General features: G+C 65.5%; 13 protein-coding genes. 6 read left to right on the top strand and 7 right to left on the bottom strand.

The genetic code is table 11. The annotated features are described in order from the left end of the window. Nucleotides 1-11: 11 nt before the first annotated feature. Both IVB42_RS27765 and IVB42_RS27760 read right to left on the bottom strand, forming a co-directional pair. Entirely contained in the window at nt 12-1,304 is a 1,293-nt protein-coding gene (locus IVB42_RS27765) for an MFS transporter (RefSeq protein ID WP_018454302.1), read from the bottom strand. 100 nt (nt 1,305-1,404) lie between these two features. Then, the gene (locus IVB42_RS27760; RefSeq protein WP_018454301.1) at nt 1,405-3,795 is read right to left on the bottom strand and encodes an EAL domain-containing protein; all 2,391 of its coding nucleotides are present in this window, start codon (nt 3,793-3,795) and stop codon (nt 1,405-1,407) included. A 349-nt stretch (nt 3,796-4,144) separates the two neighbouring features. On the opposite strand from IVB42_RS27760, the gene IVB42_RS27755 reads away from it, so the two are divergent. Further along, a complete protein-coding gene (locus IVB42_RS27755; RefSeq protein ID WP_018454300.1) occupies nt 4,145-5,278 on the top strand; it encodes an ABC transporter substrate-binding protein in 1,134 nt (377 codons plus the stop codon). A 6-nt stretch (nt 5,279-5,284) separates the two neighbouring features. Here the strand turns inward: IVB42_RS27755 and IVB42_RS27750 are convergent, their stop codons facing one another. From IVB42_RS27750 to IVB42_RS27740, 3 genes are read right to left on the bottom strand one after another with little or no spacing between them, the layout of a single operon-like run. Next, a complete protein-coding gene (locus IVB42_RS27750; RefSeq protein ID WP_018454299.1) occupies nt 5,285-6,262 on the bottom strand; it encodes a hydroxyacid dehydrogenase in 978 nt (325 codons plus the stop codon). 12 nt (nt 6,263-6,274) lie between these two features. Beyond that, nucleotides 6,275-8,152, bottom strand: coding sequence for a TRAP transporter large permease subunit (locus tag IVB42_RS27745; protein WP_018454298.1), 1,878 nt, complete (start codon nt 8,150-8,152; stop codon nt 6,275-6,277). A gap of 7 nt (nt 8,153-8,159) precedes the next feature. Next, nucleotides 8,160-9,191: a TRAP transporter substrate-binding protein gene (locus tag IVB42_RS27740; RefSeq protein ID WP_085350285.1), complete on the bottom strand. Its 1,032-nt coding sequence runs from the start codon at nt 9,189-9,191 to the stop codon at nt 8,160-8,162. Between the two features lie 68 nt (nt 9,192-9,259). On the opposite strand from IVB42_RS27740, the gene IVB42_RS27735 reads away from it, so the two are divergent. Together IVB42_RS27735 and IVB42_RS27730 are read left to right on the top strand one after the other, a co-directional pair. Next, nucleotides 9,260-9,574, top strand: a complete 315-nt coding sequence (locus IVB42_RS27735; protein ID WP_026232707.1) for a hypothetical protein — start codon at nt 9,260-9,262, stop codon at nt 9,572-9,574. A 43-nt stretch (nt 9,575-9,617) separates the two neighbouring features. Then, entirely contained in the window at nt 9,618-11,114 is a 1,497-nt protein-coding gene (locus IVB42_RS27730; protein WP_018454295.1) for a caspase family protein, read from the top strand. On the opposite strand, the gene IVB42_RS27725 is transcribed toward IVB42_RS27730, so the two are convergent. Together IVB42_RS27725 and IVB42_RS27720 are read right to left on the bottom strand one after the other, a co-directional pair. Further along, nucleotides 11,108-12,454: an ATP-binding protein gene (locus IVB42_RS27725; RefSeq protein WP_018454294.1), complete on the bottom strand. Its 1,347-nt coding sequence runs from the start codon at nt 12,452-12,454 to the stop codon at nt 11,108-11,110. The two genes, IVB42_RS27730 and IVB42_RS27725, sit on opposite strands and share 7 nt — an antisense overlap. An 18-nt stretch (nt 12,455-12,472) precedes the next feature. Further along, nucleotides 12,473-13,183 (bottom strand): response regulator, encoded by a 711-nt coding sequence (locus IVB42_RS27720; RefSeq protein ID WP_018454293.1) that lies wholly within the window; start codon nt 13,181-13,183, stop codon nt 12,473-12,475. 171 nt (nt 13,184-13,354) lie between these two features. Here IVB42_RS27720 and IVB42_RS27715 point away from each other — a divergent pair, with 171 nt between their 5' ends. The 3 genes from IVB42_RS27715 to IVB42_RS27705 all read left to right on the top strand — a co-directional run bounded on the left by IVB42_RS27715 (nt 13,355) and on the right by IVB42_RS27705 (nt 14,316). Continuing rightward, nucleotides 13,355-13,684 carry a hypothetical protein gene (locus IVB42_RS27715; RefSeq protein WP_018454292.1) on the top strand — a complete coding sequence of 110 codons (330 nt, stop codon included), beginning with the start codon at nt 13,355-13,357 and terminating at the stop codon, nt 13,682-13,684. Between the two features lie 90 nt (nt 13,685-13,774). Further along, nucleotides 13,775-14,056, top strand: a complete 282-nt coding sequence (locus IVB42_RS27710) for a hypothetical protein (protein ID WP_247394825.1) — start codon at nt 13,775-13,777, stop codon at nt 14,054-14,056. Further along, entirely contained in the window at nt 14,050-14,316 is a 267-nt protein-coding gene (locus tag IVB42_RS27705) for a hypothetical protein (RefSeq protein WP_018454291.1), read from the top strand. Before IVB42_RS27710 ends, IVB42_RS27705 begins: the two co-directional genes overlap by 7 nt. Nucleotides 14,317-14,348 lie beyond the last annotated feature (32 nt).

Raw genomic sequence — 14,348 nt, 5'->3', positions numbered from 1 at the left:
GCGCACGGAACCTATTCGGCGCCGGTTTCCACCTGAAGCTTGCCGGCAACGGCGCGCACCTTGCGGGGCGCAGCTTGCCAGATCGAGAGCGCCGACAATCCGCTCACGATGATGGCGACGCCAAAGGCCAGCGTGTAGTCGCCGACCCGATCGTAAAGCAAGCCGGTGACCCAGGGACCGGCAGCGCCGCCGGCCAATGCCGCCAGCATGATCGTGCCGAAAATGCTGCCCTGGTGCTTGCCCTGAAAAATCTCGAACACCACTGCGCCCATGATCGAGGTCAGGCCGTAACCGAGCGCGCCTTGCGTGAACACCATGAGGTAGACCAGCCACAATGACGGCTGGAATTTCAGGGCCATCAGCGCCGCGAAAGAGATCGCAAAACCCGCGCAGCTGATCGCCCACACCCATTCCCGCCCGATCCGGTCGGAGACATGGCCGAGCAGGATCTGGCCGGGAATGCCGAGCAGGCTGACGATGCCGAGTGCCCACACCGCGACACCCGGGCTGAAGCCGATGTCGAGCAGGAATTTGGTCTGGTGCACCTGCACCGCGTACCAGATGTAGAGGCCGCAGAAATAGCCGAGCGCGATCCACCAGAACCGTGTCGTGGCGACCGCTTTCCGGAGTGTCCATTCGGTCCCGGCCCAGACGGGATCGACGACGTTGGAGGCGGGTTTTGCGGCGCCTGCGGCCGGGGCCGCATCGCCGTCAGGCCGAAGGCCGATATCCTCGGGACGTCGATGCAGGAACAGATTGATCGGCGCCAGCACGATCAGGATCATCAGGCCCATCGCCGTGCAGGCGGTGCGCCAGCCGGTCCCTTCGATCATGTGTTGCACCCATGGCAGCAGCGTGACCGAGCCGATGCCGACCCCGGCGAAGGCGATGCCGATGGCGAGGCCGCGCGTGCGGATAAACCAGTTCGGCAGGAACAACGACTGCCCGGAATAGCCGAGACACACCGAACCGGCGCCGACCATGACGCCGATGGTGACATAGAGATGCCATGGCTGGCTCGTGAGCGGCGCGAGCAGCAATCCGCCGCCCATCAGAACGACGCCGAGCTCCATCACCGCGCGCGGGCCGGCGCGGTCCATCAGCCGGCCGATCAGCGGGCTGACCATGCCCGACACCACGAAGCCGAAGGAGAAGGCGCCCGCGGTGACGCCGCGCTCCCAGCCGAATTCGGAGATGATGGGAGGGAAGAACAGCGAGAAGGCGGTGCGCGCGTTGACGCCGATGGCCATGGTGACGAAGGTCACCGCGACCACGACCCAGCCGTAGAAGAACGGAAGCCGCATTGTGTGTTTCATCCCTGGACGGTCCTTCCGACCATCCAGGACTGCCCGGGTCAAGCGCTTTTCGCGCATGCCTCATTGAGCGATCCTTGGGCGGCCGCCCTCAGGCCGCGTCGCGTTGCGACGATTTGGCGGGCGCGTCGAACAGGATCCGTTCGATCGGCTGCGGGCGGCCGAACAGATAGCCTTGCGCGAAATTGACGCCGAGCGCCTTCAGCCGCTCGTACTCCTCGCGGGTCTCGACGCCCTCGGCGGTGACCGACATGTCCAGCCCGCGCGCCAACGTCACGATCGAGGAGATGATGGCGGAGCTGCGCGGCTGATGCGTGAGGTTCCGGATGAACGATTTGTCGATCTTGATCTTGTCGAACGGGAAAGCGGTCAGATAGCTGAGCGACGAATAGCCGGTGCCGAAATCGTCGAGTGCGAGCGCGATGCCGATGCTCTTCAGCCGCTCCATGAAGGCGTGGTTCTCGACGCCACGCTCCAGCAGCACGGATTCCGTGATCTCGATCTCCAGCCGCTGCGGCGGCAATCCGGAATCGGCGAGCGCCGCGCTGATCATCTCGAACAGCTCGGCCTCCTTGAACTGGATCGGCGACAGGTTGACGGCGACCGCAAGATCGGACGGCCAGCCGGCCGCGTCCGCGCAGGCGCGCCGCAGCACAAACTCGCCGAGCGGCACGATCAGCCCGGTCTCCTCCGCAAGCGGGATGAACTGGTCCGGCGCAATCAAGCCGCGCGTCGGATGCCGCCAGCGCACCAACGCCTCGAAGCCGCGCCGCGTGCCGCTGAGGGCGTCGACGAACGGCTGGTAGTGCACCTCGAGCTGGCACCGCGCGATGGCGTCGCGCAGATCGCCTTCCAGCGTGCTGCGCGCCTCGAGCTCGGCCGACATCGCCTTGTCGTAGATGGTGAAGCAGTTGCGGCCCGACGATTTCGAGCGGTAGAGCGCCAGGTCCGCCTTCTTCAGCAGCTGCTCCTGATCGCTGCCATGATCGGGCGCGATCGCAATGCCGATGCTGGTACCGATCTCGACGCGGTGTCCGGGAAGAAGGAACGGCTCGGCCACGAGCTTGGCGATCCGCCCCGCCAGTTCGGTCGAGCAGACGCGCTGATCCTCGCAAGCTTCCTGGATGATGGCGAATTCGTCGCCGCCGAGCCGGGCCAGCACGTCGCTGGTGCGCAAAGCGGATTTCAGCCGCTGTGCGACCTGACGCAGCAGCGCATCGCCGGCACCGTGACCGAGCGAGTCGTTGACGTTCTTGAAGCGGTCGAGGTCGAGCATCAGGATCGAGAAGGTCGGACCGGCGTCCTTCAAACGGCCCTTGAGCTCGTCGAGCCGGGCCAGGAAGAAAGCGCGGTTCGGCAATCCGGTCAGGATGTCGGTCTGGGCGAGTTCGAGCACCCGCCGGTTCGCCAGTGACAGCCGCTGCGAATTGCGGGTTGCGAGCATGAGATAGGTCGAAAGCGACAGCGTCAGCAGCATGCCGACGATCAGCACCGCACCCGCGCGATCGTAAGTCGTCTCCAGCGGACCGCCGGCAGCCGGAACCGCCCGCACCTGCCAATCGGTGTCGCCGATCTTGAGATTGCCCGACCAGTGCAGGGCTAGCGCGACGTCCCGCATCGTCTGCGGCGCCGTCGCGGCCGACGAGTAATCCGGCAGCATTTGCTCCAGGCCGACGATCTGACCCGCGAACGGCGGATAGACGTTGACGCTGACCGCGGGGCTTGCCCCGGTGGTCACGCGAATGGACTGGATCAGCAGCGGCAGGTCGAAGACGCCGACGACGAAGCCGGCGAGATTGCGGCGCCGGTCCACGACCGCGTCGCGCGACGTTCCCTTGGCGTAGACGGGAATGGCGACGAGGACGTCGGGCAACCGGCCGCCCTCCTTCGGCTCGTAGAGGCGGGTGCGAATGGCCCCTATCCGGTCGGTGTCGCGCGCGCGCTCGAGGACCGCGCGGCGCTCCGGAACGGTCGCGTAGTCCATTCCGTAGACTGGAGACGTCTTCGGCTGGGTCGAGTAGAACACCGGAAAATATTCGTCGCTCTGCGGCGCGGTCGCGAACGCATCGCCCTGGAGCGACTTGATGCGATAGCCGGACACGCCGTCCGTGATCGCCGCGGCCTCGTATTCGGCGCGCTCCTTGCGGTTCACCCGCGGCACCCAGGAGATGCGCAGCATGCCGGGATGGCGCTCGAACAGGCGGGCGCTGAAGGTCTCGAATTCGCTGCGGGTGATCTCCTGATTGGTCGATTCGAACAGCGTGCGCAGCGCGACGAGCCTGGAGATGTACTCGCTCATGCCGTTCTGCATGACGATCACTTCGGTCTCGGCCGCGTTCTCGAACTCGATCTTGTTGACGCGGCCTTCCCATCGCGCCACGGCGGCTGCAGCCACGACCGAGAACAGAAGACCGACGCCGACTGCGACGAGCGCAGGGCGATAGAGCCCGAGCAGCGGCGCGGCACGCCACCATCCGGTCATACGCCCCCGATCCTGATCGTTCTGATCCCGACCGCCCATTCCAAAAACCGCCGTCCCCTGTCCCGCTCAACCGAACCTCTGGTTGAGCCGCCGGAGCCACTATCGGAACAGGACCGCGGTTAAGAACTGCACAATTTCGGAACCCGGCTTTTCCGCATTACCCGGTTTAATTAATGAAGTGCAGGATGATGCGGGCTCTGTCGAAGCAAGTTGCCGGTTTTCCCCGGAGTAGTACGGAGCCGTCGATACATCGCCGATTCATCCCGTGGCGATAGCTTTCACGAAGCTACTCACCGCACCCAGCAAGACTTTTCTGATGTATCGATCTCGATCTGCGACATGCATCGTCATGACCGTCGCCGTCCTGGCAGCAATCATGCTGCCGGCGAAAGCCGACGAGATCGGCGTCAGCGAGGATGCGATCCTGTTCGGCCAAGCCGCAGCGCTCGAGGGTCCCTCCTCCACACTCGGACAGCGCATGCGGCAGGGCATTGTCGCAGCCTTCACCGAGATCAACGCCAAAGGCGGCGTCCACGGCCGCAAGCTCCAGCTCATCAGCCGTGACGACGGCTACGACCCCGACCGCTCGCTGGCGCAGACGCTGCGGCTGATCGAGGACGAGAAGGTGTTCGCGCTGATCGGCGCGGTGGGCACGCCGACCGCGGTGGCGACGATACCGATCACCAGCGCCAGGAACGTGCCCTTCATCGGTCCCTTCAGCGGCGCTGAATTCTTGCGCGACTTCGAGCTTGCGAACGTGGTCAACATCCGTGCAAGCTATGGCGCCGAGGCCGAGGCGTGGGTCAAGCATCTCACCGAGGATCGCCATTTCACCCGCATCGCCATTTTCTACCAGGACGACTCGTTCGGGCGCGACGGTCTTTCCGGCGTGAAGCGCGCGCTTGCCAGGCGCGGCCTCGAGCTCGCCGCCGAAGGCACCTTCGAGCGCAACACCCGCGCCGTCGCGTCGGCCTGGCGCACGATCAAGCGCGTCGAACCCGAGGCGATCGTCATGGTCGGGACCTACGGTCCCTGCGCCGAGTTCATCAAGCTCGCGCACCGCAGCGGCGCCAATCCGACCTTCGTCAACATCTCCTTTGTCGGCGCCGTTGCGCTCGCCAAGGAGCTCGGCCCCGAGGGCGAAGGCGTCGTCGTCACGCAGGTCGTGCCGTTTCCCTGGGACCGCTCGCTTAAGCTGGTCGCCGACTACCAGGCGGCGCAGACGGCGTTCGACCCGGCGCTGACACCGAATTTCGTGGCGCTCGAAGGCTATATCGCCGGCCGTCTCGCGGCCGCGGCGCTGGAACAAGCCGGACCGCAACCGACGCGCGCGAGCCTGCTGCGCACCATCAACGATGTCGGCCGCTTCGACATCAGCGGCAGCACCATCACCGTCGGCATGCGCATGCTCGACGCGCCGCCGAAGGTGTTTTTGACGGTGATCCAGAAGGACGGGACGTTCAAAGCTGTGGACCGGCTATAGAGCAGATCACGGCCGCCGCGTCCAGCGGTCGGCGTTGACGGCGCCTTGCGGGATCTCGCCTTTGACGATCGCTTCGACCTGCCGCACGGTTTCCAGCGACTGATATTCGATCGCCTGCGGCGTCAGGCCGCCGACATGGGGCGTGGCGATGACGTTGGGAAGCTTCGCAAGCTCCGGGCTTGGCATCTGGTCGGGCGCGCGGCCCACATCCATCGCGGCACCCGCGATTCGATTTTCAAGCAACGCCTTCGCCAGCGCCGCTTCGTCGACCAGGTTGCCGCGGGAGAGATTGATGAAGACCGCATGCTTCTGCATCCGCGCCAGCGCCGCCTCGCCGATCAGATTTTCGGTCTGCTCGTTGGCGATGGCAAGGCAGACGACATAGTCGGACGCGGCGAGGAGCTCGTCGAGGCTGACCTGCCGGATGGCACCGTCGGTCACGGTCGCAAAGGGATCTGCGACCAGCACTTCCATGCGCATCACCTTGGCGATTTCCCCGAGATAGCGCCCGATGCTGCCATAGCCAATGATGCCGATCTTGCTGCCGGCGAGTTGACGGCCCATCCGCGCTTCCGGCTTGCGGCCGGCGTGATAATCGGCCGTCGCTCGCGATACGCCGCGGGAGAGATCGACCATGAAGCCAACCGCGAGCTCGGCAACGGCTTGCACGAAGCCAGGCCCGGCGCGGGTCACGAGCACGCCGGCGTTCGAGGCCGCCTCGACATCGACGTTGCGGATGTCGACGGCGCAGCGGACGAAGGCGCGCAGGCGCGGCAGTTGCGCAAAGATCTCGCCGCGTCCCTCGGTCATGCGATCGGCCACGATGATGTCGACATCTTGCGCAGCGCGCACGAGGCTGGCTGAGACCAGCGTCTCATCGCTCTCGTGCAGGATCACCTCGGCGGTCGCGCGCAAGCCGTTCAGGCTGCGATCGCCGTAGTAATTGCGGCGCATCTCCGGCGTGTGGGCCAGCAGGACTTTCACGGCGATACTCCCTCAATAGCCGAACGCGCGCGGCAATGCCGTGCTGAGCCATGGCACGAACGCGATCACGAGCAGGCAAAGGAACAACAGGCCGAGATAGCCCATGATCGGCTTCACCGTCTGCTCGATCGGCACATTGCCGATCAGGCAGGCGCCGTAAAGCCCGAGCCCGAGCGGCGGCGCGAACAGGCCGATGCCCATCGCGATCACAAGCACCACCCCGAAATGCAGGGGATCGATGCCGAGCTGCACGGCCACCGGCAGCAGCAGCGGCCCGAAGATGATCAGCGCGGCCGCCCCCTCCAGCACCGAGCCCATCACGATCAGCACGCCGATCGCGAGCAGGATGAACAGCCAGGTGCCGCTGGTCTTGGACAATCCCAGCATGAAATCGCCGACCGCATGCGGCACCTGCTGCAGGGTCAGCGTGAACGCCAGCGATTGCGCTGCGGCAACGATGAACAGCACGAGCCCCGCGCGCGTCGCTCCCTGGACGAAGCTGTGCGCAGCCGATGTGAAGCTGAGTTCGCGGAACACCACGCTGCCGACGACGAGTGCATAAGCCACGGCGAAGGCCGAGATTTCCGTGGCGGTGGCAAAGCCGCTCTTGAAGCCGAAGAAGATCATGAAGATCAGGCCGAACGAGGCGATCGCGCCGCTCCACAGGCCCGACACCGGCATCTGCGGCGCGATGACCTCGGCATCAGCTGGAGACTCAGTTGGAGTCTCAATTGGAGTCTTGCCGAAGATGATGGAGACGGCGATCAAGGCCAGCGCCATCAGCGCCGCGGGCAACAGCCCTGCGACGAACAGACCACCGATCGACAGGTTCGCGACGAAGCCCAGGATGATCAGGTTGATGCAGGGCGGAATAGTCTCCGCCATCACCGCGGAGGCTGCGAGCAGCGCCACGGCGCCGCCCGGATTCTGCTTGGAGCGGCGCGCGGCCGGAATCAGCACGGAGCCGACCGCGGCGACGTCGGCCATCTTCGAGCCGGAAATGCCGGAGAACAGCACCATCGAGGCCACCATCACGACGTTCAAACCGCCGCGCATGCGGCCGACCCCGCGCTGCAACAGCTCGATCAGCCGCACCGACATGCCGTTGGCTTCCATGAGGTAGCCGACGAGAATGAAGAACGGAATCGCGAGCAGCACGAAATTGTCGATGCCGCGCGCCATCTGCTGGGCGAAGATCACGCCGGGCAGCGCGCCCTCGACCCAGATGAAGATCAGCGCGGCCAGCGCCAGTGCAAAGCCGATCGGCAAGCCACCGACCAACGTCGCAAAGAAACCGATCAGCATCAGCGTGCCCGCCGACGGCACCGTGGCGGGCGACAGATAATCCCAGGCGAGATAAAGGCCGGTCACGACGGCAATCGCGACGAGGCCTCTGACGATGTCAGGGAGCGGCCTGGCGCAGAGCTGGTCGATCGCAAACACCGTCATGAACAGCGCGCCGGCGCCCATCGGGTAGAAGGTCAGCTCCAGCGGCAGGCCGGATCCGGTGGTCTGGCCCGCCGTCAGCGAGCCGAGCTTGATGGCGTTGTAGGCGACGTAGCCCGAAATCAGCACCACCAGCAGCGCGCTCGCGGCGTCGACCAGCGCGCGCAGCCGTACCGGAGCCAGATCGCGGAAGAAAGAGACGCCGACATTCTCGCCGCGCGCGAGCGCGCTCGCCGCGCCGAAGAAGGCCGATCCGACCATCAGTCCGCGCGCGACGTCGTCGGACCACTCCACCGGCGCGTTGAAGCAGAAGCGCAGCAGCACGGAACCGCAGACGACGACGAGATCCGTGGCCAGCAGGATGGCCGCGATCGCGTCGCTGAAGCGAAGCAGCAGGGCGATGCTCCCGTGGCGGCCGCCCGAGAGAGGTACGGCAGCTGTCATTGCCACGTCAGGCCTGCGTGGCGCGGATGATGTCGATCACCGCCTTGGATTCCGGCCGCGCCTTCATGAAGTTCTCGATCTGCGGCGCGACGCGCTTTTTGAACGCCTCGCGGTCGCATTCGGCCACCGTCACGCCCTTTTCGGTCAAGGCCGACAGCGCTTCCTTCTCGACGGCGAGCCCGTGGGTCCGCGTGTCGGCCGCAGCCTTCTTCGCGGCATCGAGAAATCCCTCGCGCAGCTTCGGATCCATGCGATTGTAGGTCGTGTCGCTGAAATAGATCGCGAGCGGCGAGAAATTGTGCTGCGTCAATGCATAGAATTTCGCCGTTTCGAAGAACTTGCTGGCCAGGATGGTCGGCGGGTCGTGCTCTAGCCCGTCCAGCACGCCGGCCTGCAATGCCGTGTAGATTTCGCCGAACGCCAGCGGCGTCGCGGCGGCTCCCATCAGGCGCAGGCATTCCGTGATGACGGGATTTGGCAGCGTGCGGATCTTGAGACCGGCGAGATCTTCCGGCGTCTTCACCGGCTTCCTCGCAAGTACGCTGCGTGAACCGAAATTATAGGCCCAGGCGATGATGCGGATGTTGCTGCCCTTGAGCAGCGCGTCCTCGATCGGCTTGGCCGCGCCAGCGTCGAACGCCTTGGTCTGCTGCGGAAAGCTCGAGAACAGAAAGCCGAGGTCGTAGGTGCCGACCAGCGGCACCAGATTCGCCGAGATCGAGGAGCCCGACACCATGAGGTCGATGACGCCGAGCTTCACTGAGTTGATGACGTCGATTTCCTGACCCAATTGGTTGTCGGGAAAGAACGCGACCTCGACCTGCTCACCGAGGCCGTTCGCCTTCAGGTTCTTCACCAGATTGTCGTAGTAGACCCGGCCGTTGGCGAATTTGGGATCGTTCGGCAGCGACGAGGAGCATTTCAGCTTCAGCGTCGCGGCTTCGGCGCGGCCGATGAGTGCGGGGGAAAGCACGAGGCCGGCAGCAAGTCCCGTCGACGACTTGATGAACGCGCGACGGTTCACGGGCACGATGGACATAATGCGGTTTCTCCCCAATTATTGTTTTTCGAGCAACGGTCGTTGCCGCAGCCCGTTGCGCGGACTGTATGGCCAAAGCGACGGCGCAGGCAAGGCTTGCGGCCGGCCGTTGCAAAGCGGCGTGTCGCGAGGATCAACGGCATCAGCGCGCGGCAAAACAGCCATGTTTTTGCGGGATTCTCGATCAGATCGGCATGGGGCCGATGCGCGAGAAGATGCTTTCGCGCAGCGTTGGGCATCGATCCAATTGGCGCATGGATCAATGCGCAATTCACATGGATGGCGCCAGAACGATGCCGCACCAGCTCTGGCAGACCTTCTGCCCCATTTTGCCGCAGCTCAACGTGATCCAGTGCACAGACAGACGCATGGCGGCCACCTAGAAAAGGTGACATCATCGCGCGCATTGCCGATGGAGGTGACACCATGCGCCGTCCAGTCTTTCGCAATTTGTTTCTTGCATCCGCTCTTCTCGCGCTCACGCAATTGACGATGCCGACGGGGGCCGCGGCCGAAGCGCGGCTCGCACTGGTGATCGGCCAATCGGCCTATCGCACCGTGCCGGAACTCCCCAACGCAGCCAACGACGCCAAGGGCATGACGGAGCTGCTCGGCAATGCCGGCTTCACCGTCACCACGGCATCCAATCTGGCGCAAAACGATATGCGTCAGGCGATCTCGGATTTCGCCGGCAAGGTCAGCGCCAGCGGCGCCGACACCGTCGCGCTGGTGTTCTATGCCGGCCACGGCCTCCAGATCGACGGCGAGAACTATCTCGTTCCCGTCGATCTCGACCCCAAGCGCGAAGCCGACATTCCGCTGCAGGGTGTGCGACTGAACGATTTGCTCAACACGCTCGGCGCACTGCCGACGCGGGCGCGCATCTTCATGCTCGATGCCTGCCGCAACAATCCCTTCCCTGCGCTCAGCGGCGCCGGACACGGGCTTGCGATCGTCGACACCAAGGCCGGCGCGCCGGGCTCCTTCATTTCCTATTCGACCTCGCCGGGCTCCGAAGCCGAGGATGGCTCCGGCATCGACAGCCCCTATACCACCGCGGCGCTGACCGTCGCCAAGCAGCCCAATCTGCCGATCGAGGAAGTGTTCAAGCGCATTCGCGTCGCCGTGGCGCAATCGACCGACGGACGCCAGATCCCCTGGGAAAGCTCGTCGCTGACGACTGACTTCAAGTTCTTCGGCGGCGACAGCAGCGGCAGTCAGACTGCGCTTCCTGGCGCATCCTCCATGGCACTTGCGAGCGGCACGCGCAGCCTCGAGGACTGGCGCAAGGATTTGCAGGGCAAGCCGGCCATGGTCGCCTATGAGATAGTGATCACCGACGACACCGTGCCGGCGTATCAGGCCTATATCGAGTTGTACGCTCAGGATACCCGTACGCCGCGGCTGCGCACGATTGTGGAGCGCCGGCGCCAGATGCTGGCGTGGGAGCGCGCCACCGCGATCAACACCCGCGCCTCGTTCGAGGCGTATCTGGCGAACTGGGACAACAGCGATCTGGCCGCGACCGCACGCCGGCTGCTGCTCCGCGTGCAGAACCGCAACTACGTCTTGCCTGCCGCGGTCGCGGCCGCTCCTGCCCCGGTCGCCGTCGCGATGGCCCCGACCTGCCCGTGCTCGACGCCCACACCACCGGCTTCGCCGATCAACCCGACGATCGCGCCTGTGATCAAGAAGCGCGTCGACGACACACCGCCGAAGCGCAAGGTGGTCGACACGCCGCCCAGGCCGCGCCGGCCGCCGCCTGATGAGGTGATCTACGAGCGCGCGCCGCCACCGGATCGCGGCCCGCCGCCAGAAGCCTTAGGTGTCGGAATAGGCATCGGAATTGGCATGGGCATGGGCGGTCGAGGCGGCAACTACGGCGGCCCGGGACACGGCGATGGCTACCGCAGCCGTTACTGAGACCGCTCGCGCGGCAGCCGGACGCGGACACGGGTGCCGCCACCGGGACGATCCTCAATGGCGACCGTGCCGCCGTTGCTTTCGACAACTTGCCTCACGATTGTGAGTCCCAATCCTGCGCCGCCGCTCTCGCGGCTGCGCGAGGTCTCCAGCCGGTAGAATGGATCGAATACGCGGGTGCGTTCGTCAACCGGGATTCCCGGCCCGCGGTCCTCGACCAGGAGTTCGATCACATCGGTCTCGGCGTACAACGAGATGTCCGCGGCGCCACCATAGAGGATCGCGTTGTTGACGAGATTGGCAACGACCCGAGCCATGCCCGCAGCCGAGCCGCGGATGAGGAGAGCCGGATCTTCGCAGGTGAGCGTCAGCGCTGCGCAGGCGCCCTTGCGCGCTTCGTACTCGGTCCGCGCGACGCGGGCAAGATCGACGGTTTCCGCCGACGGGCCTGCGAACGAGGCGCGGACAAAGGCGAGCGCATCATCCATCAGCGATTGCATGTCGTCGAGATCGACGGTTGCCTTGTCCCGCTGCACGCTTTCGGGCAGCAGCTCGAGACGTAGCCGCAGCCGCGTGACATAAGTGCGCAGATCATGGCTGATCGCGCCGAGCACGAGGGTGCGGCTGCGCAGCAGTTCGGCGATGTTCGCCTGCATGGCGTTGACGGCGCGGATCAGCGCCCGGACGTCGGGAGCACCCCGCTCGCTGACCGGCATGGTCTCCATGGCAGCGCCGAAGCGCTCGATGGCGACGGTCAACTCGGACAGCGGCCTGGTCTCGTGGCGGACCGCGAGCAAGGCCGCCAAAGCGACGACGAAGCCGAGAATTCCGGCCAGCAGGCCGACAGGAATGCCGAGCAGGCGAAGGCTGAGCTCACCTGCGGTCTCGATCACCAGATAGCCGCCGCCAGCAAGTTCAATGACAGCTTGCAGGCGCGAGGTGACGAGATCACGCAAGCGGGCCACCTGTTGGCCGTCCCTGACGTTGACGAAGGACAGTGCGACCAGCCGCTCCGCTGGCACACCGCTCAGCGCGCGCAACCGTTGCTCCGCGCTGCCCAGGAAACGGCCATGCAACGGGTTGGGCGGCACGTCCTGACGCACGACCGGCTTAAATCGCGCCGTCGTGGCCGCGCGCAGCACCAGGTCGCGATCGTCGCGCGGGACCCTGTCGATCGCCTCCGCCAAGGCGGCGACCTGCGCGAGCAAAGCGGCAAATCCGGACGGCTCGCCGCGGCCGCGCTGCTCCACCAAATAGATGGCGACCGACAGCAACTGCACGAGAATGATGGCGCCGACGACGATAAGGCCGAGGCGGGCGGCGATGTGAAGCCTGCTCATTCCGCACAGGCTCCGTGCTCAGAGCGGGCGAACGTCAGCACTGAAGAGATAGCCGCCATTGCGCACGGTCCTGATCGAGAACGCAGCCTTGGGATCCGCGGCGACGAGCTTGCGGCGCAGCCGGCTAACCGACACGTCAATGACGCGGTCGAACGGATCCGCGGTCCGGCCGCGTGTCCAGTCGAGCAACTGGTCGCGGGACAGCACCCGCTTGGGCCGTTCGAGGAAACATGCCAGCAGATCAAACTCCGCTGCCGTCAACTCGACGACACGGTTCTGGTCGTTGGTCAGGCTGCGCCCGTCGAGATCGGCCACCAGCCTGCCGAAAGCAATTCGCCGCGGCGGCGGCATCTGCAGCGGGCCGTCCACACGCCGCAAGACGGCCTTGATGCGCGCCAGCAATTCCCGAGGATTGAAAGGCTTCGGCAGATAATCGTCGGCGCCGAGCTCCAGGCCGATGATGCGGTCGACATCGTCGGCCTTGGCCGTCAGCATCAGGATCGGCGTGCGGCTCTTGCTGCGCAGGCGCTGGCAGATCGACAGTCCGTCCTCGCCCGGCAGCATGATGTCAAGCACGATGAGATCCGGGCATGCCTGCATCAGCGCCCGGTCCATCGCCGCGCCGTTCTCGACGCAAACCGGCGCATAGCCCTCCCGCGTCAGCAGGTCCGCCAAGAGCGCGCGGATCTCGCGGTCGTCCTCCACGATCATGATCGTCCGAGTGTCCATCGCGGCCTCTATCGAGCAGCCCGCTGGCAGGAATGTGGCGACCCCGTCACTCGTTACAAAACGTTACACTTCCGGCCTCGCCGGCAATATCACGGCAAAAGATCGAGGCGAGATTGGCCCCATGCGGCGACCGGTCTCGTTCCGGCGCGTCCTCACAAACAGGAGTATCCGATGAAACCCATTCTGGCTTCGCTATCACTCGCAACGGTGCTGGCCCTCACGGGAGCCTCCGGTGCAAACGCCTGGGTTCGCAGCGGCGGCGTCACGACTTGGCGAGGTACCTACTACGGCAGCGCCAGCGGCGGATGCGCCGGCGGAACCTGCTCGCGTTCGGCTTCGGTGACGGGACCTTATGGCGGCACGATCGCACGCAGCGGCAGCATCACGCGCGTCGCTCCGCATGCATTCGACTACACGCGCACCACGACGGGTCCGAACGGCAACAGCGTGACGCGCAGCGGCACGGTCGGGACTCATCCCTATTACGGATACCGGTACTGACCCTCGCGCCGCACGACCGTGAATTCCGGCCGGGGTCAGAACACTGGCCGCGGACTGCCTTCCTCCAACTTGCAAGCATGGATATCTCGAATGCGACGATTGACGATCTTGGCGTCGGCCGCGGCAGCCGCACTGGCCGCAGGTTCGACCGCGCTAGCCTTCACCCCCAGCCCTCACCCCGGCATGTCCGACGGCCTCACCGAAGTCAGCGGCGGCTGCGGACCCGGCTGGCACCTGACGGCCAACCGCCTGTGCCGGCGGACCATCGTGCCCTACGCCCATCCACCCTATGCCTATGCGGCGCCTCCCTATCCTGGGGCCTGTTGGTGGACCAGCACGCCATTCGGCGTGCGGAGGGTCTGCGCATGGTGAGACCTGTACAGCTACGGGAGCTGCGACGCGCGATCGCGGCCATCATCGCCGCGTTGGTCGCGATATCGTCCGCGGGCGCCGCGTCCGCCCAGCAACCGCGACAGGAGATACGCCAAGCGTGCACCGCGGACATGCGCGCGCTGTGCTCCGGCATCATGCCGGGAGGCGGCCGCGTCAAGCAGTGCATGATCGAGCATTTCAACCAGCTGTCGGATGGCTGCAAGAGCGCGCTGAAGCAGGCGCAGGCGTCGAAGCCATAGGGCGTGCCTCGCGGGAGTGCGCGTGGGGCTCG

Source organism: Bradyrhizobium sp. 45 (assembly GCF_023073155.1).
GTDB classification, from domain to species: domain Bacteria; phylum Pseudomonadota; class Alphaproteobacteria; order Rhizobiales; family Xanthobacteraceae; genus Bradyrhizobium; species Bradyrhizobium canariense_D.
Note: the sequence above shows the minus strand (reverse complement) of the source record. Positions and strands in the feature narration are given on the sequence as shown.